The organism is Enterococcus thailandicus, from assembly GCF_001886265.1.
GTDB lineage: Bacteria > Bacillota > Bacilli > Lactobacillales > Enterococcaceae > Enterococcus_B > Enterococcus_B thailandicus.
Window position 1 is genome coordinate 55,108 of record NZ_JXLE01000006.1, and the last position, 24,580, is coordinate 79,687.

General features: G+C 37.5%; 24 protein-coding genes and 1 riboswitch. Of the genes, 9 read left to right on the forward strand and 15 right to left on the reverse strand.

The annotated features are described in order from the left end of the window. Positions 1–85: 85 nt before the first annotated feature. The gene (gene pnp, locus RV17_RS05610) at positions 86–2,209 is read right to left on the reverse strand and encodes a polyribonucleotide nucleotidyltransferase (RefSeq protein WP_067483400.1); all 2,124 of its coding nucleotides are present in this window, start codon (positions 2,207–2,209) and stop codon (positions 86–88) included. Positions 2,210–2,393: 184 nt separating this feature from the next. Further along, a complete protein-coding gene (rpsO, locus tag RV17_RS05615) occupies positions 2,394–2,663 on the reverse strand; it encodes a 30S ribosomal protein S15 (protein ID WP_010734375.1) in 270 nt (89 codons plus the stop codon). A 251-nt stretch (positions 2,664–2,914) separates the two neighbouring features. On the opposite strand from rpsO, the gene def reads away from it, so the two are divergent. The 3 genes from def to rsiV all read left to right on the forward strand — a co-directional run bounded on the left by def (position 2,915) and on the right by rsiV (position 5,144). Then, positions 2,915–3,478 carry a peptide deformylase gene (gene def / locus RV17_RS05620; protein WP_067483402.1) on the forward strand — a complete coding sequence of 188 codons (564 nt, stop codon included), beginning with the start codon at positions 2,915–2,917 and terminating at the stop codon, positions 3,476–3,478. 256 nt (positions 3,479–3,734) lie between these two features. Continuing rightward, the gene (locus RV17_RS05625; protein WP_067483404.1) at positions 3,735–4,238 is read left to right on the forward strand and encodes an RNA polymerase sigma factor; all 504 of its coding nucleotides are present in this window, start codon (positions 3,735–3,737) and stop codon (positions 4,236–4,238) included. A gap of 18 nt (positions 4,239–4,256) precedes the next feature. After that, positions 4,257–5,144: an anti-sigma-V factor RsiV gene (gene rsiV, locus RV17_RS05630; protein ID WP_071868730.1), complete on the forward strand. Its 888-nt coding sequence runs from the start codon at positions 4,257–4,259 to the stop codon at positions 5,142–5,144. Positions 5,145–5,209: 65 nt separating this feature from the next. On the opposite strand, the gene RV17_RS05635 is transcribed toward rsiV, so the two are convergent. Genes RV17_RS05635 through RV17_RS05645 form a run of 3 tightly spaced genes read right to left on the reverse strand, consistent with a single transcriptional unit; the run spans position 5,210 to position 7,297 of the window. Then, positions 5,210–5,731: a transcription repressor NadR gene (locus RV17_RS05635; protein WP_067483408.1), complete on the reverse strand. Its 522-nt coding sequence runs from the start codon at positions 5,729–5,731 to the stop codon at positions 5,210–5,212. Positions 5,732–5,733: 2 nt separating this feature from the next. Continuing rightward, positions 5,734–6,579, reverse strand: a complete 846-nt coding sequence (locus RV17_RS05640) for a chorismate mutase (protein ID WP_071868731.1) — start codon at positions 6,577–6,579, stop codon at positions 5,734–5,736. Further along, the gene (locus RV17_RS05645) at positions 6,566–7,297 is read right to left on the reverse strand and encodes an NAD-dependent protein deacylase (protein ID WP_067483413.1); all 732 of its coding nucleotides are present in this window, start codon (positions 7,295–7,297) and stop codon (positions 6,566–6,568) included. Before RV17_RS05645 ends, RV17_RS05640 begins: the two co-directional genes overlap by 14 nt. Before the next feature lie 323 nt (positions 7,298–7,620). On the opposite strand from RV17_RS05645, the gene RV17_RS05650 reads away from it, so the two are divergent. From RV17_RS05650 to RV17_RS05665, 4 genes are all read left to right on the forward strand, one after another. Continuing rightward, positions 7,621–7,914, forward strand: a complete 294-nt coding sequence (locus RV17_RS05650) for a hypothetical protein (RefSeq protein ID WP_071868732.1) — start codon at positions 7,621–7,623, stop codon at positions 7,912–7,914. Between the two features lie 282 nt (positions 7,915–8,196). After that, positions 8,197–8,371: riboswitch (Lysine riboswitch) on the forward strand. Positions 8,372–8,518: 147 nt separating this feature from the next. Continuing rightward, positions 8,519–10,111, forward strand: a complete 1,593-nt coding sequence (locus RV17_RS05655) for an ABC transporter permease subunit (RefSeq protein ID WP_071868733.1) — start codon at positions 8,519–8,521, stop codon at positions 10,109–10,111. 12 nt (positions 10,112–10,123) lie between these two features. Further along, positions 10,124–10,864, forward strand: a complete 741-nt coding sequence (locus RV17_RS05660) for an amino acid ABC transporter ATP-binding protein (RefSeq protein ID WP_067483419.1) — start codon at positions 10,124–10,126, stop codon at positions 10,862–10,864. A 261-nt stretch (positions 10,865–11,125) separates the two neighbouring features. Then, positions 11,126–12,478 (forward strand): amino acid permease, encoded by a 1,353-nt coding sequence (locus RV17_RS05665; RefSeq protein WP_067483421.1) that lies wholly within the window; start codon positions 11,126–11,128, stop codon positions 12,476–12,478. A gap of 46 nt (positions 12,479–12,524) precedes the next feature. Here the strand turns inward: RV17_RS05665 and RV17_RS05670 are convergent, their stop codons facing one another. Beyond that, complete coding sequence (locus RV17_RS05670) at positions 12,525–13,133, reverse strand: TMEM175 family protein (RefSeq protein WP_071868734.1); 609 nt, start codon at positions 13,131–13,133, stop codon at positions 12,525–12,527. Positions 13,134–13,285: 152 nt separating this feature from the next. Between RV17_RS05670 and brnQ the strand changes: the two genes are divergently transcribed. Beyond that, entirely contained in the window at positions 13,286–14,647 is a 1,362-nt protein-coding gene (brnQ, locus tag RV17_RS05675; RefSeq protein WP_071868735.1) for a branched-chain amino acid transport system II carrier protein, read from the forward strand. Between the two features lie 276 nt (positions 14,648–14,923). Here the strand turns inward: brnQ and RV17_RS05680 are convergent, their stop codons facing one another. The 7 genes from RV17_RS05680 to treR all read right to left on the reverse strand — a co-directional run bounded on the left by RV17_RS05680 (position 14,924) and on the right by treR (position 19,590). Then, complete coding sequence (locus RV17_RS05680; RefSeq protein WP_071868736.1) at positions 14,924–15,298, reverse strand: hypothetical protein; 375 nt, start codon at positions 15,296–15,298, stop codon at positions 14,924–14,926. A gap of 131 nt (positions 15,299–15,429) precedes the next feature. Continuing rightward, positions 15,430–15,897 (reverse strand): low molecular weight protein-tyrosine-phosphatase, encoded by a 468-nt coding sequence (locus tag RV17_RS05685; RefSeq protein WP_067483424.1) that lies wholly within the window; start codon positions 15,895–15,897, stop codon positions 15,430–15,432. A gap of 37 nt (positions 15,898–15,934) precedes the next feature. Continuing rightward, positions 15,935–16,516, reverse strand: a complete 582-nt coding sequence (locus RV17_RS05690; RefSeq protein ID WP_071868737.1) for a TetR/AcrR family transcriptional regulator — start codon at positions 16,514–16,516, stop codon at positions 15,935–15,937. A gap of 37 nt (positions 16,517–16,553) precedes the next feature. Beyond that, positions 16,554–17,555, reverse strand: coding sequence for a Holliday junction branch migration DNA helicase RuvB (gene ruvB, locus RV17_RS05695; RefSeq protein ID WP_067483426.1), 1,002 nt, complete (start codon positions 17,553–17,555; stop codon positions 16,554–16,556). Between the two features lie 12 nt (positions 17,556–17,567). Further along, positions 17,568–18,170 carry a Holliday junction branch migration protein RuvA gene (gene ruvA, locus RV17_RS05700; protein WP_067483428.1) on the reverse strand — a complete coding sequence of 201 codons (603 nt, stop codon included), beginning with the start codon at positions 18,168–18,170 and terminating at the stop codon, positions 17,568–17,570. Between the two features lie 177 nt (positions 18,171–18,347). Continuing rightward, a complete protein-coding gene (msrB, locus tag RV17_RS05705) occupies positions 18,348–18,797 on the reverse strand; it encodes a peptide-methionine (R)-S-oxide reductase MsrB (protein ID WP_067483430.1) in 450 nt (149 codons plus the stop codon). A gap of 79 nt (positions 18,798–18,876) precedes the next feature. Beyond that, on the reverse strand, positions 18,877–19,590 hold the full coding sequence (gene treR / locus RV17_RS05710; protein ID WP_067483432.1) for a trehalose operon repressor: 714 nt from the start codon (positions 19,588–19,590) through the stop codon (positions 18,877–18,879). Between the two features lie 233 nt (positions 19,591–19,823). Here treR and treP point away from each other — a divergent pair, with 233 nt between their 5' ends. Continuing rightward, positions 19,824–21,806, forward strand: coding sequence for a PTS system trehalose-specific EIIBC component (gene treP / locus RV17_RS05715; protein ID WP_067483433.1), 1,983 nt, complete (start codon positions 19,824–19,826; stop codon positions 21,804–21,806). Positions 21,807–21,884: 78 nt separating this feature from the next. Here treP and RV17_RS05720 read toward each other — a convergent pair whose 3' ends face one another. Both RV17_RS05720 and mutL read right to left on the reverse strand, forming a co-directional pair. After that, on the reverse strand, positions 21,885–22,445 hold the full coding sequence (locus RV17_RS05720) for a Maf family protein (RefSeq protein ID WP_071868738.1): 561 nt from the start codon (positions 22,443–22,445) through the stop codon (positions 21,885–21,887). Positions 22,446–22,466: 21 nt separating this feature from the next. Next, the gene (mutL, locus tag RV17_RS05725) at positions 22,467–24,569 is read right to left on the reverse strand and encodes a DNA mismatch repair endonuclease MutL (protein WP_071868739.1); all 2,103 of its coding nucleotides are present in this window, start codon (positions 24,567–24,569) and stop codon (positions 22,467–22,469) included. Positions 24,570–24,580: the final 11 nt, after the last annotated feature.

Below are 24,580 nucleotides of genomic sequence, written 5' to 3' on the forward strand. Positions count from 1 at the left end.
CCGGCGATTTCTGTTTTCTCACATAAAAAAGCTGAAAGCAGAAACATTTATAATGTCTCGCTTTCAGCTTTTAATGAATCAGTTTTTATTTCGTTTCTTTTGAAGCTTCATCGTCGTTCAACAAAACTTTTCTAGATAAGTTTACACGACCTTGTTTGTCGATTTCTGTTACTTTCACAAGAACTTCGTCACCAAGTTTAACGACATCTTCAACGTTGTTGACACGTTCGTTTGCTAATTGAGAAATATGAACCAAGCCATCTTTTCCTTTAATCAAGTTAACGAATGCGCCAAATTTTTCAATTCGGACAACTTTACCTAAGTAAACTTCGCCAACTTTTACTTCTTTTGTAAGATCTTCGATGATCTTAATGGCTTTTTTGATCATTTCTGAATCAGCGGAAGCAATACTTACTTTACCATCTTGATCAATATCAATTTTAACACCTGTTTCTTCGATGATTCCGTTAATCGTGTCGCCACCTTTACCAATCACATCTTTGATCTTAGAAGGTTCAATTTGAATCATTTCGATTTTCGGTGCGTATTGGCTTAACTCTTCACGTGGTGCAGCAATCGTTGAAGTCAATTCTTCTAAGATTTCCATACGCGCTTGTTTTGCTTGAGCCAATGCTTCTTTTAGAATTTGTTCAGTGATCCCTTGAATTTTGATATCCATTTGTAAGGCAGTGATTCCGTCTTTTGTTCCAGCAACTTTAAAGTCCATGTCGCCAAGGTGATCTTCTAGCCCTTGGATATCAGTTAAGATTGTGTAGTTTTCGCCATCAGAAACAAGTCCCATTGCAATACCAGCAACAGGCGCTTTAATTGGAACACCTGCATCCATCAATGCTAATGTACCTGCACAGATACTTGCTTGAGAAGAAGAACCATTTGATTCTAAAACTTCTGCTACTAAACGAATTGTATAAGGGAAGTCTTCCTCAGCAGGAATAACTTGTGCCAATGCACGTTCACCTAAAGCCCCATGTCCAATTTCGCGACGACCTGGTGAGCCTGCGCGACCAGTTGAACCAACAGAAAATTGTGGGAAATTATAATGATGAATGAATCGTTTGCTCACTTCAACCCCTAAGCCATCAATGATTTGATGTTCTCCTAACGGCGCAAGTGTACAAGCAGATAATGCTTGCGTTTGTCCACGAGTAAATAAACCTGAACCATGGACACGTGGTAATAAGCCAACTTCTGAAGCAAGTGGACGAATTTCATCTAATTTACGACCATCTGGACGAATTTTGTCAATCGTGATTAATTCACGAACAACATCTTTTTCTAGATCTTCTGTAATTTGTTTCACTTCTTTAGCTAGATGTGCTTCATCTTCGTGATCGGCAAATTTTTCAGCGTATGCTTCACGAATATCAATTTTTACTTGTTCGATATTGTCTTCTCGTGCAAGTTTTTCTTCCGTCATAACGGCAGTTTTCATTGTTTCGTATGAAGCAGCAAAAATTTCGTTTTTAAGATCTGCATCTACTTGCAATAAAGTAACTTCCATTTTTTCTTTGCCGACAGCTTGAACGATTTCTTCTTGGAAAGCAACTAATTCTTTGATTGCATCAAATCCAAAAAGCAATGCACCTAGCATATCTTCTTCAGAAACTTCTTTAGCGCCACTTTCAACCATGTTAATCGCTTGTTTTGTTCCTGCAACAGATAGCTCGATATCCGTTTGTTCTGCTTGTTCAACAGTTGGGTTCAAGACATACTCGCCATTTACACGACCAACTTCAACACCTGCGATTGGGCCATCAAAAGGAATATCAGAAATTGATAATGCTAAAGATGAACCTAGCATAGCAGCCATGGCTGGTGAACAATCTGTTTCAACACTCATTACGATGTTTGTCACTTGAACTTCATTACGGAAGCCTTCCGCAAACATTGGACGGATTGGGCGATCAATCAAGCGTGCAGTCAATGTTGCTTCTGTGCTTGGACGACCTTCACGTTTGATGAAACCACCAGGGATTTTACCAGCCGCATACATTTTTTCTTCATAGTTGATTGTTAATGGGAAGAAATCTGTATCTTTTGCTTCTTTAGAAGAAACTGCTGCACTTAATACTACAGTGTCACCATAACGAACTAAAACAGCTCCATTCGCTTGTTTTGCTAATTGACCGACTTCTACTTCTAAGGGACGGCCTCCCCATGTCATTTTAAATACTTGTTTTTCTGACATAACTTCTCCTTTTCCATTTCGTGAAAGCAAGACGCTACTAAACAAATGAAAACCGCCAATCCTTTTTGGCGAGTTAGCAACTTTCATTTGGTTAGTAGGAGTCCATCATGCTTAATCACAGATTCTTTTGGTTTCACAGTAAAAAAAGTGAGATTCATGTGAACCTCACTCTCTTTAAATTAAATTAACGACGTAGACCTAGACGTTGGATTAATTCGCGGTAACGTTGAACGTCAGTTTTACGTAAGTAAGCTAACAAGTTACGACGGTGACCAACTTTTTTCATCAAGCCACGGTATGAATGGTGATCTTTTTTGTGAACACGTGCATGTTCATTCAAGTGATTGATTTCTTCAGTTAATACAGCGATTTGTACTTCTGGAGAACCAGTATCTCCTTCATGGCGTGCATAGTCTTTAATGATTTCGTTTTTACGTTCTTTTGAAATTGCCATTGTTTCCACCTCTTTCGAATATTTCCCTGTGACTGAGTAAAACGTTGGTGATTCGCTTAACCAAGTGACAGGACGCGTGCTTAAACACACAGCTATACTTTACCTGAAATGATGCTATAAATCAAGTAAAGAATCATTAAGAAAGAATAGTTTTCAAACAATCTAACTACTACTTTTTTTATTTTATGTTACACTATAGTGCGAAAAGTGACTTGTCATATTCAAGTCTTAGATGAAAGGAGTCATTTTCCATGATTACAATGGATGATATTATTCGTGAAGGCAATCCAACTTTACGTGAAGTAGCAAGCGAAGTTTCTCTTCCACTTAGTGAGGAAGACATCGCATTAGGAAAAGAAATGATGGAATTTCTAAAAAACAGCCAAGATCCTATTAAAGCGGAAGAATTAAACTTACGTGGAGGTGTTGGTCTAGCTGCACCACAATTAGATATTTCAAAACGGATCATCGCTGTTCATGTGCCTAGTGCAGATCCAGAAGTAGCCGAACCCACTTTAAGTACAGTGATGTATAATCCAAAAATTTTAAGCCACTCTGTTCAAGATGCTTGTCTTGGTGAAGGTGAAGGATGCTTATCTGTTGATCGTGAAGTTCCAGGTTATGTCGTTCGTCACGCAAAAGTAACGATTTCTTATTATGACGCAGACGGACAAAAACAAAAAATTCGTTTAAAAAACTACGAAGCTATTGTTGTTCAACATGAAATTGATCACATCAACGGGGTTATGTTCTATGACCACATCAATGAAGCTAATCCATTTTCTCTTAAAGAAGGCGTGCTTGTTATCGACTAAGATAGCAGATTTTAGCTAGCACTTCTTGCTTCAACAGAAAAATTTATCGTCGAAAAATAAACTCGCCTCACCTCATTTTTGGTTGACGAGTTTATTTTTTTGTCTTTTATTATCAAAGAACAAGTCTTTCTGTCCTAATGCTGCTTGGCCCGTTACATAGAATCAATTCAGCTTAAATAAAATGAAAAAATATGAAACTTTTTAGCAATCTAATTCGTCTATATAAATAGATGAGAAAGGAGGGTGACCCAGACACATGGTTTTCGATGGTTGGAAGAGAAGAAAATATATAAAAGCGTTAGAAGAACTGGCGGACACACAATATGAAAAAATGTATCGTCTAGCTTTTAACTATTCCCATTCAAAGGAAGATGCACTAGATATTATCCAAGAAAGTTTTGAAAAAGCATTGAAAGCTATTCAAAAGAAAAATTTCCATGAAATCGAAGAATTTAATGCTTGGTTTTTTCGAATCCTCATTTCTGTTTCTATTGATTTTTGGCGAAAAAACAAACGCGAAGCCGAATATCTCGATCAAAATGAACAGTCATGGTCTTTCTTGAACGACTCGCAACATAGTTATCTCGAAATAGAAGAAATCATCAATCAAATCAGCAGCCCTAATCGTGAAATTATTTTATTAAAATTTTTTGAAGGCTTTACCCTCAAAGAGATTTCTGTCATTTTAGCGCTGAATGAGAACACGATCAAAACAAAACTATATCGAAGCTTGAATGAATTAAGAAGCAAACTAGAATAATCAAAGGAGAAGATTTTCATGAAGGATTTTGTAAAAACCGTAATCAGAAATTTTTCCAAGCAATATCGTCAACAAACATTACCAGAAGACTTACACACACAAGTGACCAACCTCTTTCATAAAGAAAAGAAAAAATATTCCTGGAGACGTTTCCGAAATCGTGCCACTCAAAGTGCCTTAGCGCTCGCCCTGACATTTATACTGGCTGTCAACTTATTTCCGGGCGTTGGTGAAGCTGCTAGTGTCCTTCCAGGCTTCGATAAGTTAGTTCAGTTGGTTACATTGCAAACATTAACAGCAAAAAAAGAAGCTAGTGAGATAGCAATTGACGTACCAAAAATCGAAACAGCTACACCAACAAAAGTTGCTACTGCTTTAAACAAAAAATACTTGAAAGAAGCTCAAGCTGAATTTCAACAAGTCAAAAAACAATTCTTTGATGGCTCACGTGTTTCTGTTACTGGAGACTTTGAAAAAGTTGTGGATGACTCTCGTTTCTTAGTAGTCAAACGAACGTTGACTCAGATTCAAGGAAGCTCTGCCACAACGACCCAATACGATACGATTGATAAAAAGTTGAATGTCGTGGTTTCTTTACCATTGATTTTTAAAAATGAAGACTACCTTTCTGTAATCAGCGAGGAAATCAAGCAACAGATGAACGAACAAATGAAAGCTGATCCGAATCAAATTTATTGGTCTGAAGCAGCTGACCAACCAACTGATGTCCAACCATTCAAACAAATCAAGCCTAATCAAACTTTCTATATCAACACCAAACACCAATTGATTATCACTTTTGCGCAAGGCGAAATAGCTCCTTATTACATGGGAACACCTGAATTTGTGATTCCAACCAAAATTATCAAGCAACAATTGGCTTCACCTAATTATTTAAGTAATTAACAAAAAAGTTCGCTTAAAATCTCAACTTAAATAGTTGAGTTTAAGCGAACTTTTTTCATTTCTAACTAATCCTCATAAAGAATATGTGCAGTTGACAATGCACGTTTGATTTTTTTTAACGTGGCTTCATCAGGATAGCGAATGGTGTGTAGATGAATGCCTGCGGTTAGCTCTGATAGTAACGTTGCTTGGCTTTTTTCATAACGTTTCATGAAAGAAGCTATGTCTTGCTTCGTTTTTAAGTGCAACATACCTACAAGTTCACCATAAAGAGGATGCTCTACAATAACATCCACTACTTCTCCACCATGCTCAATGATAATTTGTAATTCCTCTTCCGTTTGTTGGCGCTCATGTTGTACAGCAATCTTGCTAACAAAGCCTGTATTTGTTTCATTTGATTCCAAAATGTACCCACGTGCTGTTGCAACCACCTCTTCTCCTGCTGCGCGGAGCAAGGCAATATCTCCTACGATGATTTGGCGGCTAACCCCAAATTTTTTAGCAAATTTGCTTGCACTAACTGGTTTTTCTGCACTTGCTAATGTCTGCATGATTTGTTGTCGCCGTAATTCTCCTTCTACCATTTTCACTCCTCCCCACGTAATTTCGCTTGATATCCGCGGGATTGCTGCATCAAATCAGTATACATAGCTACTGCTGTTTCTTCATAATCTGGATTCTTTACCCATTTTTTGACCTTTGCTAAAACTTCTCGTTCACGGCCCTCATCGAAAATGGCTTGCTGAGTTTCTTGTTTTAACTGACTGATTTCGGTAACTACATCCAATCGTTTTTCTAGCAACTCAATTAATTTTTCGTCGATAATATCCACTTGTTCACGTAAATTTGCTAATGACGGTGCTGCTTTTTCAATACTGATCGTTTTAATTACACGGGCAGGATTTCCCGCAATTACAACATCATCCGGAAAAGACTTGGTCACAACTGAACCTGCACCAACGACTACATTGTTCCCCAAAGTAACACCAGGTGTAATGATAACTCCTCCGCCAAGCCATACGTTGTTCCCAATTTTGATTGGCTTTGCGTACTCTAATCCACTATTTCTTTTGACTGGGTGTAGCGGATGCGTTGCCGTATACAGTTGAACATTCGGTGCAAACATACAATTATCACCAATTTCAATCGTACTTACATCTAAAAATGTATTATTAAAATTCGCATAAAAGTTTTCGCCAACAAAAATATTGTATCCATAGTCAAAGTTGACTGCTGGTTCAACGTAGATATTTTCACCTGTTTTACCAAAAGTTTCCTTAACTAATTGTGAACGGATCGCTGAGTCTTCTGCTTGATTAATTAATTTTGCTTGTTCTCGTGCAAAACTTCGATCTGCCACTAATTCAGGATCACCTGCAAAATAAAGTTCACCCGCAATCATTTTTTCTTTTTCTGTTTTAAACTCTGTCATTATTAATCCTCGCTTCATGAATTTTTTGAAATACTTTTGCGCCATCTTCTTGGATAAACGAATGTTCTGCGGAAAGTAAAATTGGTGTCTGGTTGATGACGATTATCTGAGCACCTTTTTTTCGGTATTGAATCAAATCACAAAAAGGATGTACTTGAAAACTTGTTCCTACAATAACGATTAAATCAGCTTGCTCCACAGCAAAAACGGCTGCGTCAATCGTCGCTTGCTGGAATCCTTCACCATATAAAACGATAGTTGGGCGAACTTGCCCACCACACGCTTGATGTCTGTCACTTTCTAAATAAGCTTGCCATGCCACATTCTTACCACACTTTCGACAATGACAATGATACAAGCTCCCATGAAAATTGACTAGCTGCTTGCTTCCTGCTCGCTCGTGCAAACCATCAATATTTTGTGATACAACAGCAACTTGCTTATTCGTCGCTAGCTGTGCCATTTCCAAATGAATAATATTAGGTTCTGCCTGAGGATGATATAATTTTTTTACAAACGAATAAAATTTTTCTGGCTCATGTTCCAACGCTTGAGTACTTAATAAATACTCTGGCTGTTCCATTCCTGCATACACACCTTTTAACGAACGGTAATCTGGAACTCCCGAAGGTGTCGAAACGCCTGCTCCTGTTAAAAAAGTAATCGACTGACTAGATAAGACTTCTTGAACTATTTTATCCATTATTTGGTCATTCATGTTCCTCACCTCATCTTTATTATACTGAATTCAACAAAAAAGAAAGCACGAGAAAAGAATGATTAAAAAATTTGTTGAATACTTATACCAACAATCATCTTTTTATCGATACACATCCGTTTTCAAAAATGTGTGCTTCTTTTATTTACAATTTGCTACATTTCACCTACCATTTTTTGATTGGTAAACAATTAAATTTTAACATGAAAACACGCACTAAAAGTAAAACGATTCCATTTCTTGCGAATTTTATCACAATGACAACTGACAAAGAAATGAAAACGTGCTACAATACAGGCTGTATAAAAGAGAGGTGAATCAATATGGTACCATTTTTCATTTACTGGGGCGTTATTTTAGCGTGCATCGCTTGGTTAGCCTTAAGCGTCTTTTTCTCTATCTTCTATTTCGTACGTAAAGAAAACGGCAATCTATGGGCATTCGCGTTATTTGACGTTATCGCTGCAATTGTTTTAGCCATTACATTAGCTGTTTATCGCACATGGGGTTGGGGAATCACTCAGTATTCTAGCCTGATTTATTTAGTGTTAGCAATTTATGGTGTAACAGTTATTTTACAAGCAATCTTAGGTCGCGAACCAAAAGCCGCAGCCTAACAATTGATAAACGATCAATTTAGTTTGACTAACTACAGCAATTTTCGTTTTTTGATGATTGCCGTAGTTTCTTTTTTGTCTCTTCCTATTCACTCATTGCATATTTATTCTCTTTCAACAACATACACCTTTCCTCCTCTTTTCATAAAACATTTAAATTCATCCTATATTCCCTATATTTATCAACAATTTTCAGAAAAATAATGGTAATTGATTGACAAAGCCCCCAGAATAACGTAAACTTCTTTTTGTATAAATAACTGAATACGGGATTACCTCAATCAATGAGGTAGAGGTCGCGAGAATCATTACCCCTGTGGAGTGAAGCAAACATGTTGAAACAGGACTAGGGAGGATCGCCGAAATGTACTCTTTTTTGCTTAAAGTTTACGTTGGGACGCAAGTTAACAGCTTGCGGACTGTCTTAGCAGTGATGCTAAGTTGCGCTATGGTTTGTGTGGGGTTTATCGACCGATAATTTTAACGACCATTTTGTATTTACAAGCTTGATGGTCGTTTTTTGTTTTTTTAGATAAGCAGCTGCAACTCATTGTTCAATCAGACCGCTCGTTCAAGATGTATCAGAAAGAAGAGGAGAAAGAACATGAATAAAAATTTTGTTTCAGTTACCGTATTATTTGCATTTATCTTTTCATTATTTAGCGTAAGCACATCTGCTTTTGCCGATGAAAAAACACCCGACAACGAATTTCGCGTTGGGATGGAGGCAGGTTACGCTCCATTCAACTGGTCTCAACAAACGGATAAGAACAACGCATTACCAATTGACGGACAAAAAAGTTACGCTGGTGGCTATGATGTTCAAATCGCAAAAAAAGTTGCTGACGGCTTAGGAAAAAATTTAGTTATCGTCCAAACAAAATGGGATGGTTTAGCCCCTGCTCTTCAATCAGGAAAAATTGATGCAATCATCGCAGGGATGAGCCCGACTGCGGAAAGAAAAAAAGAAATTGATTTCACCGACCCTTACTATGAGTCTCAATTAGTTGTGGTAGTTAAAAAAGACGGCAACTTTGCGAATGCAAAAAAACTAGCTGACTTAGAAAATGCGAAAATCACTGCACAATTAAATACCTTCCACTATAGTGTCATCGACCAAATTCCAAATGTTCAAAAGCAACAAGCAATGGATAATTTCTCTGCTATGAGGACTGCCTTAGCTTCTGGAATGATTGATGGTTACGTCAGCGAGCGACCTGAAGGTGTCACAGCTACTAGCGTGAATAAAGACCTAAAAATGTTGGAATTCACAGGCGAAAATGGTTTTGAAACAAATGCAGAAGATGTTCAAATTGCCATCGGGATGCGCAAAAATGATACTGATATTCAAAAAGTCAATGGAATTCTTTCAGGTATCTCACAAGATGAGCGTACTGCAATGATGGATCAAGCAATCAAGGACCAGCCTGCTTCAACTGACGAAGAAGAACAATCAGGAATCTTTACCGATTTCAAAAATATTTGGAACCAATATGGGGAAATGTTTCTTCGCGGTGCAGGTCTTACATTATTCATCGCATTGATTGGTACAATTGTCGGAACAACCCTTGGTTTATTGATTGGTGTTTTCCGTACAATCCCTGAATCAGATAATAAAGTTACGCAGTTTTTCCAAAAAATCGCAAACGGTCTGCTTTCAATTTATATCGAAGTTTTCCGCGGGACACCGATGATGGTACAAGCAATGGTTATCTTCTATGGATTAGCTTTAGCATTTGGTATTTCATTGAACCGGACAATTGCAGCATTATTTATTGTTTCAATCAACACAGGTGCTTATATGACAGAAATCGTTCGTGGTGGTATTTTCGCCGTAGATGAAGGCCAGTTTGAAGCCGCACAAGCAATCGGGATGACACATGGACAAACGATGCGTAAAGTTGTGATTCCTCAAGTCCTACGAAACATCTTACCAGCAACAGGTAATGAATTTGTAATCAACATTAAAGACACAGCTGTATTGAGTGTAATTGGTGTAGCAGACTTGTTCTTCCAAGGAAACTCTGCTTCCGGGGCAAACTTCCAATTCTTCCAAACCTTTACGATTGTAGGGATTATTTACTTAGTTATGACCTTTACAATTACGAGAATCTTGCGTTTTGTTGAAAAGAAAATCGATGGCCCTTCAGCTTACACAAAAATTGAAGAAGTCGAAAATTCAAACTTGCAAGAATAAGGAGGAAGAAACATGAGCGAAACAATTATTGAAATCAATCATTTAAGAAAAAGCTTTGGTGAAAACGAAGTACTAAAAGACATTAACGTGACGGTTAATAAAGGTGAAGTTGTAACGATTATCGGATCTTCTGGTTCAGGTAAATCAACCTTCTTACGCTGTATCAATCTTCTAGAAAAACCAACCGGTGGCGAAATTATTTACGAAGGTGAAAATGTCTTAGCCCCTAAATATAATTTGCCGAAATACCGTACACACTTAGGTATGGTGTTCCAATCGTTCAATTTATTCAATAATATGAATGTTTTAGAAAACTGTATGTCCGGTCAAGTGACCGTTTTAAAACGAGATAAAGAATCTGCACGAAAAATCGCCATTGAAAATTTAGAAAAAGTTGGCATGGATCGCTACATCGAAGCGAGACCCTCTCAACTATCTGGTGGTCAAAAACAACGTGTCGCTATCGCACGCGCGTTATCTATGGATCCGGATGTTTTATTATTCGATGAACCAACTTCAGCATTAGATCCAGAAATGGTTGGTGAAGTTCTAAACACAATGAAAGATTTAGCTCACACTGGGTTAACAATGATTATCGTGACACATGAAATGGAATTCGCAAAAGATGTTTCGGATCGCGTCATCTTCATGGATAAAGGGATCATCGCAGAAGAAGGCTCGCCTGAAGATATCTTTGTTCATCCAAAAGAAGATCGAACAAAAGAATTCTTATCACGCATTTTAAACAAATAAATCTTCAAACAAAAAACTAGGATCAAGCAAGATCCTAGTTTTTTTGTTGTCATCCTTCATTGAAGTCCAAAGATAGTTGATTAACCTGCGTTTTCATTTCTAACAATCAGAAAACTTTTTTGAATAGCTATACCCTATTTTGACGGAGCTTATTTGTTTATTTTAGGAACTTTTTTCCACCTATTTAGAAAACAAAGTTGTCATTTTCTGAAAACTCTCTTAAACTTAAGATAATTACTTTTTAGTTAGGATGATTATTTTATGGACGAAAATGAACAAGAACTACAGCGGGGACTTAAGAATCGGCATGTCCAACTGATTTCAATTGGGGGAGCAATTGGGACTGGCCTTTTCTTAGGTTCCGGAAAGACGATTCAGTTAGCGGGGCCTTCCATTTTACTCGCTTACTTGATTACTGGTTGTATTTGTTTTTTCATTATGCGTGCGCTAGGTGAGTTGCTTTTATCCAACACAAACAATCACTCTTTCCTAGATTTTATTGCAGAGTATCTTGGAAAAAAAGCGGCGTTTGTTACAGGATGGACTTATTGGTTTTGTTGGATTGCAATTGCTATGGCAGATTTAACCGCAATTGGGATGTACGTTCGGTATTGGGCACCTGGTGTTCCTCAATGGCTTCCAGAACTAATTGCTCTCATTTTACTGCTTGCTTTGAACATGGTCGCTGTCTCACTTTTTGGTGAACTAGAATTTTGGTTTGCACTAATCAAAGTGGTTGCCATTATTGCCTTCATTCTTGTTGGTGTCTACATGATTCTCACCCATTATCAAACAAGTGCTGGCCCTGCTGCTATTTCAACTCTGTGGTCACATGGAGGATTTTTTCCAAAAGGTGCAAAAGGATTTATTCTTTCCTTTCAAATGGTTACTTTTGCCTTCGCTGGTATCGAATTAGTTGGTTTGGTTGCTGGTGAAACAAAGAATCCGGAAAAAGTCTTGCCAGAAGCAATCAATAATATTCCAATTCGCATCATTTTATTTTATTTAGGTTCTCTATTTGTCATCATGTCAATCTACCCTTGGAACAGTCTAAACGCAAATGAAAGTCCGTTTGTGGAAGTATTTTCTGAAATTGGTATTACGATGGCTGCTTCAATCATCAATTTGGTCGTTTTAAGTGCTGCGGCATCTGCCTGTAATAGTGCAATTTATAGCACTGGACGAATGCTTCGTTCTCTTTCACAAGAAGGGAGCGCACCTAAACGATTTAAAAAATTAACCACTCATCATGTACCAGGACAATCATTGGTCTTTTCAACAATTATTATTTTTATTTCAGTTGTTCTTAATTACATTATGCCTAGTGAGGTCTTTACTTTAGTCAGTAGCATTGCAACCACTTGTTTCTTATTTATCTGGAGCATGCTTGTGTATACTCATTTAAAATATCGTCGGAGTATCTTAGGGAAGAAGTCACATTCATTCAAGATGCCTTTTTATCCGATTAGTAACTATCTTGTCTTTCTCTACATGTTATTCGTCTGTGGTGTATTGATCTTAGGTGAAGATACTCGACTGGCATTTTTCTTAACTCCAATTTGGTTTATTGCTTTATTAACCATTTATCATTTGAAATATGAACGAAAAAAATAAAGAAACTCTTTTTCCAAAAGAAATTAGATTTGGAAAAAGAGTTTCTTTATTTGCTCACTTCTTTTCTTTTGTGTAAAAAGATTTTCTGATAGTAATAGTCTGATTTTTTATAGGACAATACCCATAAACCAGATACAAGGAAACGTCCAAACAAGCCAATCAATGGTTGAAAAAAGACCCCAATAATTAAACCAATATTGATAATCATCGAAATCATGCTTCGATGATCCTTAGAAACTGTTTTGACTACATGAGAATCTTTGCTATTTGCTTTCAAAACTTGTTTGATTAAAATGCCGAAAGATAGACTCCACATTGTGTAAACAATGACATAAGACATCTCAGGCCAAAATGCTGTCGGATTTCTCCCGACCCAGCTTGTAACTGATGGACAAAGTGTCAGCCAAAACAGCCAAAAGATATTTGCCCACACTACTCGATAATTAATTTTATCTGCCATTTGAAAGATGCGATGATGATTAACCCAAATCACTGCAACAAAGAGAAAACTGATTGAATACGCAAGCAAAGTATTTCTAATTCCCCACAACGATTGAAAATTAGCAGGATCAGGAATTTCAATATCTAACACCAATACGGTCAAAACAATGGCTACCACACCATCTGTAAATGCCTCTAACCTTGATTTTGTCATTTTTTTCTCCTTTACTTCAACGCTGATTTCATTTTAGCACTGGTTCTGCAAAAATACTTACCAATAATACTGTATAAATTTTCAGAAAATTGTTGCGTACACACACAATTTCTGTTACCTTAAAAAAAATGAATTTTAAAGGAGACTCGTCTATGACAAAAAAACTGTCATTTAAAGAAAGTATATTTATTGGTTCAATGCTTTTTGGATTATTTTTTGGAGCAGGAAACTTAATATTTCCTGTTCATATGGGACAAGAGGCTGGCTCAGCCGTTTTTTGGGCAAATCTTGGATTCCTAGTTACCGGAATTGGCTTGCCTTTCTTGGGTGTTATTGCCATTGGTGTATCAAAAAGCTCTGGTGTTTATGAACTGGCCCAACGCGTGAATCGGAAATATGCAATTATTTTTACTATTTTACTTTATTTAGTAGTTGGCCCCTTTTTTGCTTTACCACGGTTAGCCAGCACTTCGTTTGAAATTGGCTTGGCACCTTTCATTGCACCAAAGCAGCAATCACTTTTTCTAGCACTTTTTAGTATCTTATTCTTCTTTACTGCTTGGTGGTTATCACGTAGACCAACCAAAATTTTAGATTACGTTGGTAAGTTTTTAAATCCAATCTTTTTAGTTTTACTAGGAATCTTACTTTTATTAGGATTTTTGAATCCACTTGGTTCCGTTGCTGATGCTCCAATCCAACCCCATTATCAAACACATGCCTTCTTCACTGGTTTCACTCAAGGCTACAATACGTTAGATGCACTTGCTTCTCTAGCTTTTGGAATCATTATCGTCACAACGATTCGTGGAATGGGCATTACCAAATCATCAGATATTGCAAAAGGTACAATCAAATCGGGTGCAATCAGTGTTCTTTTGATGGGAATCATTTATACTCTGCTTTCTTACTTAGGAACGATGAGTTTAGGTATGTTTCCTTTAAGTGAAAATGGCGGAATCGCTCTAGCTCAAATCGCTGATTATTATTTAGGAACTTACGGAAGTATCTTGCTAGCATTGATTGTCATTCTTGCTTGTTTAAAAACTGGCATTGGTTTAATCACGGCATTTGCCGAAACTTTTTCAGAACTTTTTCCAAAGAGAAGCTATTTATTTTTCGTAACACTAGCAAGTGTCCTTGCTTGCTTGGTTGCTAATGTCGGCTTGACAAAGATTATCCAGATTTCTTTACCTGTTTTAATGTTTATTTATCCTTTAGCAATGACATTGATTTTATTGGTATTATGCGAGTCTTTGTTCAAAAAACGAGCATGTGTTTATCGAATGACTACGTACTTTACTTTGATCGCATCTGTTCTTGACGCATTAAATGCGTCACCTGCTGTCATCAAGGATACACCGTTTGTTCAAACGATTTTACGATTTGCTGAAAGCTATTTGCCATTCTTTTCCTTTGGCATGGGCTGGATTGTTCCAGCAATTATCGGTTTCGTTATTGGATTAGGCTGGAGCTTTATAAAAAAAGAAACTGTCACATCAGTAAATGAGTAACACTTTTTTGATTACTTTACGTGCGAAATTAGAAAGACATTTTTTTATAGCTAAAACTTAACAACTTTCGAAAAAAATCGTCACAAAATATTCACAACTTCACTCTATTATATAGACATACCAACAAACAACCCTAACAACACTTTTTCATTTTTAACTCCTTTCCTGCTAGCCCCCCAGCTAGCAGGATCTTTTTTTATAAAACAAATCAAAAAAGAGCTTTTCTATCAGCTGATAGAAAAGCTCTTTTAGTTTCCTTAAAATAAAACACCAATCTTAACGTGATAAACGTTCTTGTTCTCCACTTGGCGATAAGCTCGTGATTTTTTCAATTTGCTCAATGGGAATCATCCGAATTTGTTGCTCTTCATTTCGTAAACGAATCATGACACGTTCTTTTTCAACGATTTTTGTCGCTACCCATCCAGATACTGTTTCATGCTTATTACTTAAACGATTTTCTCTCACTTGCAAAACAACTAGACTATTTTGTACCGCAGCTTTTTGAAGCTCAAGAACAAACTCTCCTTGTTTACGTACATTCTTGGCCTTTTCTTCTGTATCATTGACAAAAGAATCAAAAAACTGATACGACGTATGCGTCACTAACTTGGTAAGTTTCTTCATTGGTGATACTGTTTCCTCGTCCATCGAATGTACTCCTCCTTTTGCTAAGAAAGTAATGAATTAAGTAATTTTATTTTACCTAAATCTAATGGAAAAAACAAGAAAATAAGCTTTCTGATTAAAACCTTCTCGTTCGTTTTTTAATATACAACTTGTTATTTTATGTTTGCTTTTGATGTGAAGTTCCAATGATCTAATCCCTCATTAATCAACTGAAATGTTTCCTCAAAGTTATTTGTAAAGTAAGGATCAGGAACATCTTCCATTTCTTTTCCAGGGACAACACTCATAAATAATTTGATTTTATCTTGTGCATTTTCAGGTGCGATTCGTTGTAATTCTCGTACATTTTCTTGATCCATACCGATAATCCAATCAAACGTTTCAAAATCTTTTGGCGTAATTTGGCGAGCAATCATATTACTTGTATCAATCGCTTCTTCGTCAAGGATTCTTTGCGTTCCTGGATGCGGTGCAGAACCAATTTCATAAGAACTGGTAGCAGCAGAATCGATCAAAAATTCAGCAGCCTGTTTTGTTTTCTGTACTCGTTTTTGCAACAAACCTTCTGCCATTGGCGAGCGACAAATATTTCCTAAACAAACAAATAAAACTTTGGTCATTTTTTCCCCTCCATTTTATAAAAAGACAGCTATTTCTTTACTCATCCGACTCTGTTTCTTCCTGTGCATATAGACGGTAAGAATAGAGTTCCGTATCTTTTGCTAAGCGAAATAGTTGCATCGCGATTTCCATCGGTGTTTCCTGGTAATCATGCGTTATCCAATTGACTAAAACACCGCTGCAACCATAAGAGAAAAAGCGGGCATAAAAAAGTTTATCTTGTTGCGACAATTGTCTTTCTTGGTCCATTTGGTTAAAAATGCTGATAAACGATTGCTGGATGATTGTCGAAAATTCTTGGTGCAATACTTCTTGGTCTGACGCCACCGTATTGCTATAAAATTCTTTGCCATCAGCAATAACTTTCAGCATTTTTAGTGCCTGTTCTTCCCAATTATCTAATGATAAATTATGAGGATCTAAAAAGTGAAAGGCATCTTCAAAGTACACCCAACGAAGTAAGTCATACTTGTCTGTAAAATGATAATAAAATGTTTGACGGTTGATGTTCGCTTCATGCGCGATTTCCTGAACACTTATTTTACGAAATGTTTTTTGTTGGCATAGGTGAATCAATGCCTGTTTGATTACTTGTTTTGTGTGAATGGAGTCACCCATTTTTTCTCCTCCCATCTCAATAAACTTGTTACTTCGATTAATTATTATACGGATAACCAAAGTGCTCATAGGCGTATGCGGTAGCAATTCTTCCACGAGGTGTTCGCTTCAAAAAACCTTTTTGAATCAAGAATGGTTCATACATATCTTCAACCGTTTCACGCTCTTCTCCAATATTTACAGACAACGTGCTCAAGCCAACTGGTCCACCGCCATACAATTCAATCATCGTTCGTAATAATTTTTGGTCAACGTAATCTAACCCCGCATGATCGACTTGTAAAAGAGTCAGTGCTTGATCGGCGATATTTCGGTCAATTTTTCCATCTGCTTGGACTTGTGCAAAATCACGTACTCTTTTTAATAAACGGTTCGCAATTCGTGGGGTCCCTCGCGAACGACGTGCAATTTCAATTGCCCCGTCTTCGACAATGTCCGTTTGAAAAATAGAAGCAGAACGCTGAACGATTTCTCGTAAATCACCTTCATCGTAGTATTCCATGTGTGAAATAATTCCAAAGCGGTCACGTAACGGTGCTGAAAGCATTCCTGCACGCGTCGTTGCCCCAATCAATGTAAATGGGGGTAAAGGAAAATGTACGGGGTGTGCTGTTGGTCCCTGCCCAACCATGATATCCACGTAAAAGTCTTCCATTGCTGAATAGAGCGTTTCTTCTGCTACTCGTGGTAGGCGATGGATTTCATCAATAAACAATACATCCCCTGCTTCCAGTTCGTTCAAAATCGCGACCAAGTCACCCGGTCGTTCAATCGCTGGCCCGCTTGTGGTACGAATGTTTACAGACATCTCATTTGCAATCACCATTGCCATTGTCGTTTTTCCTAAACCCGGCGGACCATACAATAGAACATGATCGAGTGGTTCCTCACGGTTACGAGCAGCTTCGATATAAATTTGGAGTTCCTGCTTCACCTTATCCTGTCCAATGTATTGTGATAATAAATGTGGTCGGAGAGATTTTTCCAAACTAAGTTCATTCTCGCCAGTTTCTGGTGATAGAATATGTTCGTCTGTCATCATAGTTCCCTCCTATTTTTTCATCATCAATTTCAGTGCTTGGCGTAAGTATTCATCGGTAGTCAAGTTATCTTGTGCTTGTAATTGTTTTTCTACACGTTTCACTTCTTTGGCACTATACCCCAACGCATTTAAAGCTTCCATTGCTTCAGCTAATGCCGTTGTATCTTGCGTGTTTGCTTCATCAAATAAATTGATTGGTGCTTCAATACTGATTTCACCTAGTTTTCCTTTTAGATCCAGAATCATTTGTTGTGCAGTCTTTTTACCCACACCGGGAAACTTCGTTAAATAAGTGACATCACCAGACTCAATTGCATGAATCAAACCTGAATGATCATCGCTTGCCATGATTGCTAACGCACTTTTTGGGCCAATTCCTGAAACACTCACCAGTCTTAAGAAAAGTTGCTTCTCTTCTAAACTAGAAAAGCCATAAAGTAGATGGCCATCTTCACGAATAACCTGCTGGATATAAATAGTGATTTCTTGGTTCATCTTACTACTATAACGATAAGGATTTCCTAAAGCGATTTGGTAACCAATTCCTTGATTTTCTACCACAATATAATAAGGGCTGATAAATGTAACCGTCCCTTTTAGATATTCATACATTCCATTTTCCTCTTTCTTTCACACACATACGTTCGCTTTATTGTAGCACATTTCAACGGCCGAAAAAAGTAGCTTACTCTTAAGCAAGTTCAAACAAAAAACTGAAAAATGCGAATAAAAAAGAAACCTCGTTTGGTCTTACCTATTCCGAGGTTTCTCCTTCTTTCGTTAGTTGAATCATTCAACAAGTGATTTATATTTTTCGTAACCATTTTCAGCCATTTCATCATATGGAATAAATTTTAATGCAGCCGAGTTAATGCAGTAACGCAATCCACCTTTTTCTACCGGACCATCATCAAAAACATGACCGAGATGTGAATCGGCACTTTGACTTCTAACTTCTACTCTGTGCATTCCATGTGAGCGATCGGTTTTTTCAGTAATTTCCTCTTCACTAATTGGCTTACTAAAAGAAGGCCAGCCACAACCTGCGTCATATTTTTCTGTTGAACTGAATAAAGGTTTACCACTCACGATATCAACATAAATTCCCTTTTCATAAAAGTCATCATATTTTCCGCTAAATGGACGTTCAGTCGCATTTTCTTGCGTCACTGCGTAAGCAATTGGTGATAATTTTTGTTTTAATTCTTCATCAGGTACTGGATTTGTTTCTTTTGACATTGATGTCATCCCCTTTTTTGTCAATCTTACTGACTAACAACGAGAAGAGGCAACTAATCTGCTCACTTCTTGCTAAGAATTAAACTTTGCGGCGACGAGCAAATTCAACAAAACGAAATTTATCTAATCGATGAATTGATTCTGTGTATTCAAAGCAACGCGTGTCTTCCAGATGCACTAATCCTCGGACAATTACCACATACGGATCGTCTTTTAAGGTCATGGCTTCATGGATTTCTGGTGTCACAGGTTCTACTGTGATTTCTTTTTGGGCATAAGCAATCGTCAATCCAAGTTCATTTTCAAAATAATCATAGATAGATGCCTTTGCTTGTTCAATTGACAAAGTTGGTACGACTTCCTTTAGCAAGTAATCACGATCTAAAATGACAACTTCACCTGCAATTTTTCGTTGCCGAACTAAATGCCAAACTGGCGTCCCAATTTTCCACCCAGTAATTTCACTTAACTCCTTATCCACTTTTGTTTCACTTAGTTCTTGAACAATCGTTTCACTTGGAATATTTTGGGTTTCTTGCAATTCTTTATAACTCGTCAAACCAGAAATTGGAAAATCAAAACGACTTCGCTCTAAGACAATCGATCCTTTTCCCTGTTTTTTTTGAATATAACCTTCTGTTGTCAATAATTGTAATGCTTTTCGAATTGTTTCTCGAGAGACGCCATAAATTTTGATTAATTGATTTTCACTTGGTAAAAGTGTGTGCGGAGGATACTGCTTTGCTAAAATTTTTTTCTCCAGATCCAAAAAAATTTCATTAAATTTATTCATTGTTTTGATTCCTCCACCCAATTATTTTTTCGATTATTGCTTCACTATACTATAGCTTTGTTTTCATTTCAACGTTCAAAAAAGGCGAAAAAAGACGCATCTTAACAGAAAAGAAACCGATTCCGGCGACCAATGACAACATTCGGAATAAAACGCTTGCATTTTATTTTTGATTCCAGTATAGTTGACTCAAGAAACTTGCATAGACAAGTTGAACGAAAGGAGTTTTTCTTATGACAAAGTACCAAGCAGATGCCGAGAAATTATTAAAAGAAATCGGCGGAAAAGAAAATATTGCTGCAGTCAGCCATTGTGCCACTCGAATGCGTTTTGTTTTAAATGATCCAGCAGTCGCAAATGAGGAAGCAATAGAAGATATTCCAAGCGTAAAAGGAATGTTTACTAATGCTGGACAGTTTCAAGTTATCATTGGGAACGATGTAGCAACTTTCTACAATGATTTTGTTGCTGTATCTGGTGTAGAAGGCGTTTCAAAAGAACAAAGTAAAGCATATGCAAAACAAAATCTGAATCCTATTCAACGAGCAGTCGCTGTCTTAGCTGAAATTTTTACTCCATTGATTCCTGCAATTATTGTTGGTGGACTGATTTTAGGATTTCGAAATGTATTGGAAGGAATCCAATTTGATAGCCTTGGTGGAACAATCGTTGAGCACTCACAGTTTTGGAGTGGCGTGAATGCGTTTTTATGGTTACCTGGTGAAGCAATCTTCCATTTCCTACCAGTCGGAATTACCTGGAGCATCGCGAAAAAAATGGGCACTACGCAAATATTAGGAATTGTTTTAGGTATTACCTTAGTTTCTCCGCAATTATTAAATGCTTATGGCGTTGCCTCTACTGCAGCTGCAGATATTCCATTTTGGGATTTTGGGTTTGCACAAATTGATATGATTGGTTACCAAGCACAAGTTATTCCTGCAATGTTGGCCGGATTCATGCTTGCATACTTAGAAATCTTTTTCCGAAAAATTATTCCACAATCGATTTCGATGATTTTTGTTCCACTTTTCTCTTTAGTCCCAACTGTTTTAGCGGCTCATGTAATTTTAGGACCAATTGGTTGGACAATCGGAAGCTGGATCTCAACTGTCGTTAATGCTGGTTTAACTTCTTCAATCAGCTGGTTATTCAGTGCTGTCTTTGGTTTCTTATACGCACCACTCGTAATTACAGGACTTCACCACATGACGAATGCAATCGATATGCAATTGATTGCAGACTTTGGCTCAACAAATCTTTGGCCAATGATTGCTCTGTCGAACATTGCACAAGGTTCAGCCGTCTTAGCAATTATTTTCTTGCATCGTGGAAACGAGAAAGAAGAACAAATTTCGATCCCTGCTATGATCTCTTGTTACTTAGGAGTTACTGAACCTGCTATGTTTGGTATCAATTTAAAATATGTTTATCCATTTGTTGCCGCAATGATTGGTTCTGGTTTAGCTGGCATGTTTGCCACATTGATGAGCGTTCGCGCAAATGCAATTGGTGTCGGTGGCTTACCAGGAATTTTAGCAATTCAAGCAGAGTCTTGGGTACCGTTCATTATCGCAATGATTATCGCCATCTTTATTCCATTTGGTTTAACAGTTATTTTCAGACGCCAAGGAATCTTAAACAAAATTGATCCTGTTTCGCCAGCTGCTGAAGCTATCGGTGCACAATTTGAAACGGCAAATGGTACAACAGCTGTCCCAGAAAAAACGCAATTTGAAGCTACTACTACTGCACTTAAAACAGAAACATTATTTGCAGTTGCTGCAGGTGAACTAAAAGAAATCACTCACGTAGATGATCCAGTTTTCTCACAAAAAATGATGGGTGACGGCTATGCTATCGTACCAGCTAACAATAAAGTTTTCTCACCAGTTACTGGAACAATCACTAACATTTTTGAAACCAAACACGCCATTGGTATTCTTTCTAAAGAAGGCATTGAAGTTTTAGTACACATGGGCTTAGATACAGTTGAGTTAAAAGGCACTCCGTTCACTGTTCATGTTCAAGAAGGCGAGTTAGTAACACCAAGTTCACTGATTGCAGAAATGGCTGTCGAACAAGTAGAACAAGCAGGCAAGAAAACAGACATTCTTGTTGTCTTAACAAACACCGAAAAAATTGACAGCTTCTCACTTGATAAAACTGGACTTGTTCGCCCAGAAGAACAAGTTGGTCAAGCTGAAGTTCGCTAAGTCTTTCGCTCTTTGATTCATAAATAGTAAAAAAATAAGAGCCACGACAATTGTCGTGGCTCTTATTTTTTTATTTCTTTAAAACACAAATTTTTTCAGCGACTGATTAACTGCGCCAATTGGAAAACCAACAATGCTGTAGTAATCGCCTCTTATTTCTTTGACAAATGCACCCGCAAAACTTTGAATGCCATAAGAACCTGCTTTGTCTTGATAATCTCCTGTCGCCAAATACGTATCGATTTCTTGTTCTGTTAGTGGATAAAAGGTTACTTCTGCTTGTGCTAAAATCTTTTCTTCACGTTCTTTTGATTTTAAGACAACAGCAGTATATACCTGATGTGTTTCCCCACTTAATGATTGAAGCGTTGCTTTTGCATCCGCTAAATCTACCGGTTTCCCTAAAATTTGTTGTTGATGAACAACCGTTGTGTCACTAGCAATTACTAATGTTTGTTCCGTTTGCTGTTCCACTACTGCTTGTGCTTTTTCATATGCCATTCGCTGAACATACGTGACAGGATCTTCACCCTTAATCGGCGTCTCATCAATAGCAGCTGGTTGAATTGCAAACTCAGAAACTAAACGACCAAGCAATTCCTTTCTTCTAGGAGATTGAGAAGCTAATACTATTTTCATTTTCTGCCTCTTTCCTATTTTTTAATGTGGATCTTGGATACGTTTAAACATCCGTTCCATATCCGAATTAGTAAAATGGATCAATACTGGTCGGCCGTGTGGGCAATTGAAGGGATTTTCACATTGCGCTAAATCTTTTAGCAATACGCGAGCTTGTGCTTCATTCAAATAATGATTTGCTTTGATTGAACGTTTACAGCTCATCATGATCGCCGTTGCTTCACGGAATTTTTTCACGCTAACACTGCCTGTCGTCAGCAACATATCAATCATTTCTCGGATGATCGATTCTTCTTCTCCATTTGGATACCATGTTGGATGAGCCCGTACAATGAAACTATTTTGCCCAAATTCTTCCAAATAAATACCGGATTCTTCAAGTAAATGTTTCTTTTCTTTTAGCTTCAATGCATCATTGTTGGGATAGTCCAAAACAAAAGGTACCAACAATTCTTGCAAGTCATTTGACACTTCACCGATTTTTTCACGGAAATATTCGTACTTGATACGTTCTTGTGCCGCATGTTGATCGATAATGTATAAGCCCGTACTACTTTGTGCAAATAGATAAGTGCCATGCATCTGTCCAAAATATTCCAGTTGGGGAAAACGTTCAGTTACTTTTTCTGTTTCTAATTTTTGAATGGCTTGATCCAATGCCCGACTATTCCCTTGACCAAATTCTGGATGCAAGGCAAGCTCGTCTTCGTAAACTTGTTCTGAGGCGTTCATTTCAACAGTTGGGGATAGTTCTTCTTGAAATTCAACATTATCCACAGTGGATAATGTCTCTTCTGTAATTTTATCAACAGACTTTTCTACAAAGTTTTCCACAGAGTTCTCGTGTTTATCCACCGTTTTTCCACTATTTTCTGGATAATTTGTCAATTCTTCAGAAAACGGAGCAAAGTTTTCAACATTTTCCACAGAGTTATCAACAACTTTTCCAAAACTAGCTTGTTCGGTTTCTTTCACGTAAAAACTACTTGTTTCTCGATCAAAATTTAAACTTTGTGGTTTTTGTGGTTTTTCATCTTCAAACGCATAAGATAAATCAATTTCTGTTTGTTCAACTTTTGGCTGATCTGTTACTTTCTTTTTAAATCGTAAATTATCTGCAGCACTAGGAATCAAATTTTCTTGACTCAGTGCTTCTTGTATTGCATTTGCTATCAAATCAGTCAATTCTTTTTCTTTGGATAAGCGAACTTCTTGCTTTGTTGGGTGAACGTTCACATCAACTAATAGTGGATCCATTTTGATTTCTAAAACAGCAATTGGATATCGACCAACCATCAATTTTGAGCCATAACCAGCTACAATTGCTTTATTCAAAGCAAAGTTTTTGATATAACGTCCGTTGATAATCGTTGATAGATAGTTTCGGCTGGCACGAGTTACCTCTGGAAGCGAGACATAACCCAGCAGCTCAAAGTCTAAATCTTTTGCTTCAATTTTTAGCATTTTTTTGGCAGTAGCTAAACCATAAATACCAGCAATGGTTTGTTTGAGTTCCCCATTTCCCGCTGTTGCTAACATTTTATTGCCATCATGAACGAGGCGAAAAGCAATGTTTGGATGGCTTAACGCCAAGCGATTCACAATATCTCCAATATTTGCGAGTTCTGTATGCAACGTTTTGACATATTTGAGGCGAGCAGGTGTATTGAAAAAAAGATTGCTTACCGTAATCTTCGTTCCTTGGCGTAATGGTGCTGGACGATGTTCCATAATCTCGCCACCTTTTAGCGCTACATAAGTGCCTTGACTTTCTTCTTGATTAGCTGTTTCGATCGTTAATTCAGAAACAGAGGCAATACTTGGAAGCGCTTCGCCACGAAAGCCAAGTGTACGAATCCGAAATAGATCATCTCGATTATGAATTTTACTTGTTGCATGACGCTTAAATGCACTTTCAACGTCATCGGTCAAAATTCCCTCACCATTATCTATCACTTGAATTGTTCGCAGACCAGCTTCTTCCACTAAGATATCAATCTGACTGCTTCCTGCATCAATCGCATTTTCAACCAATTCTTTCACAACCGATGCAGGTCGTTCGACGACTTCACCGGCTGCAATCTGATTGGCTAAACGTTCTGATAGTTCTTGGATTTTCGCCATGGGTCTACGCC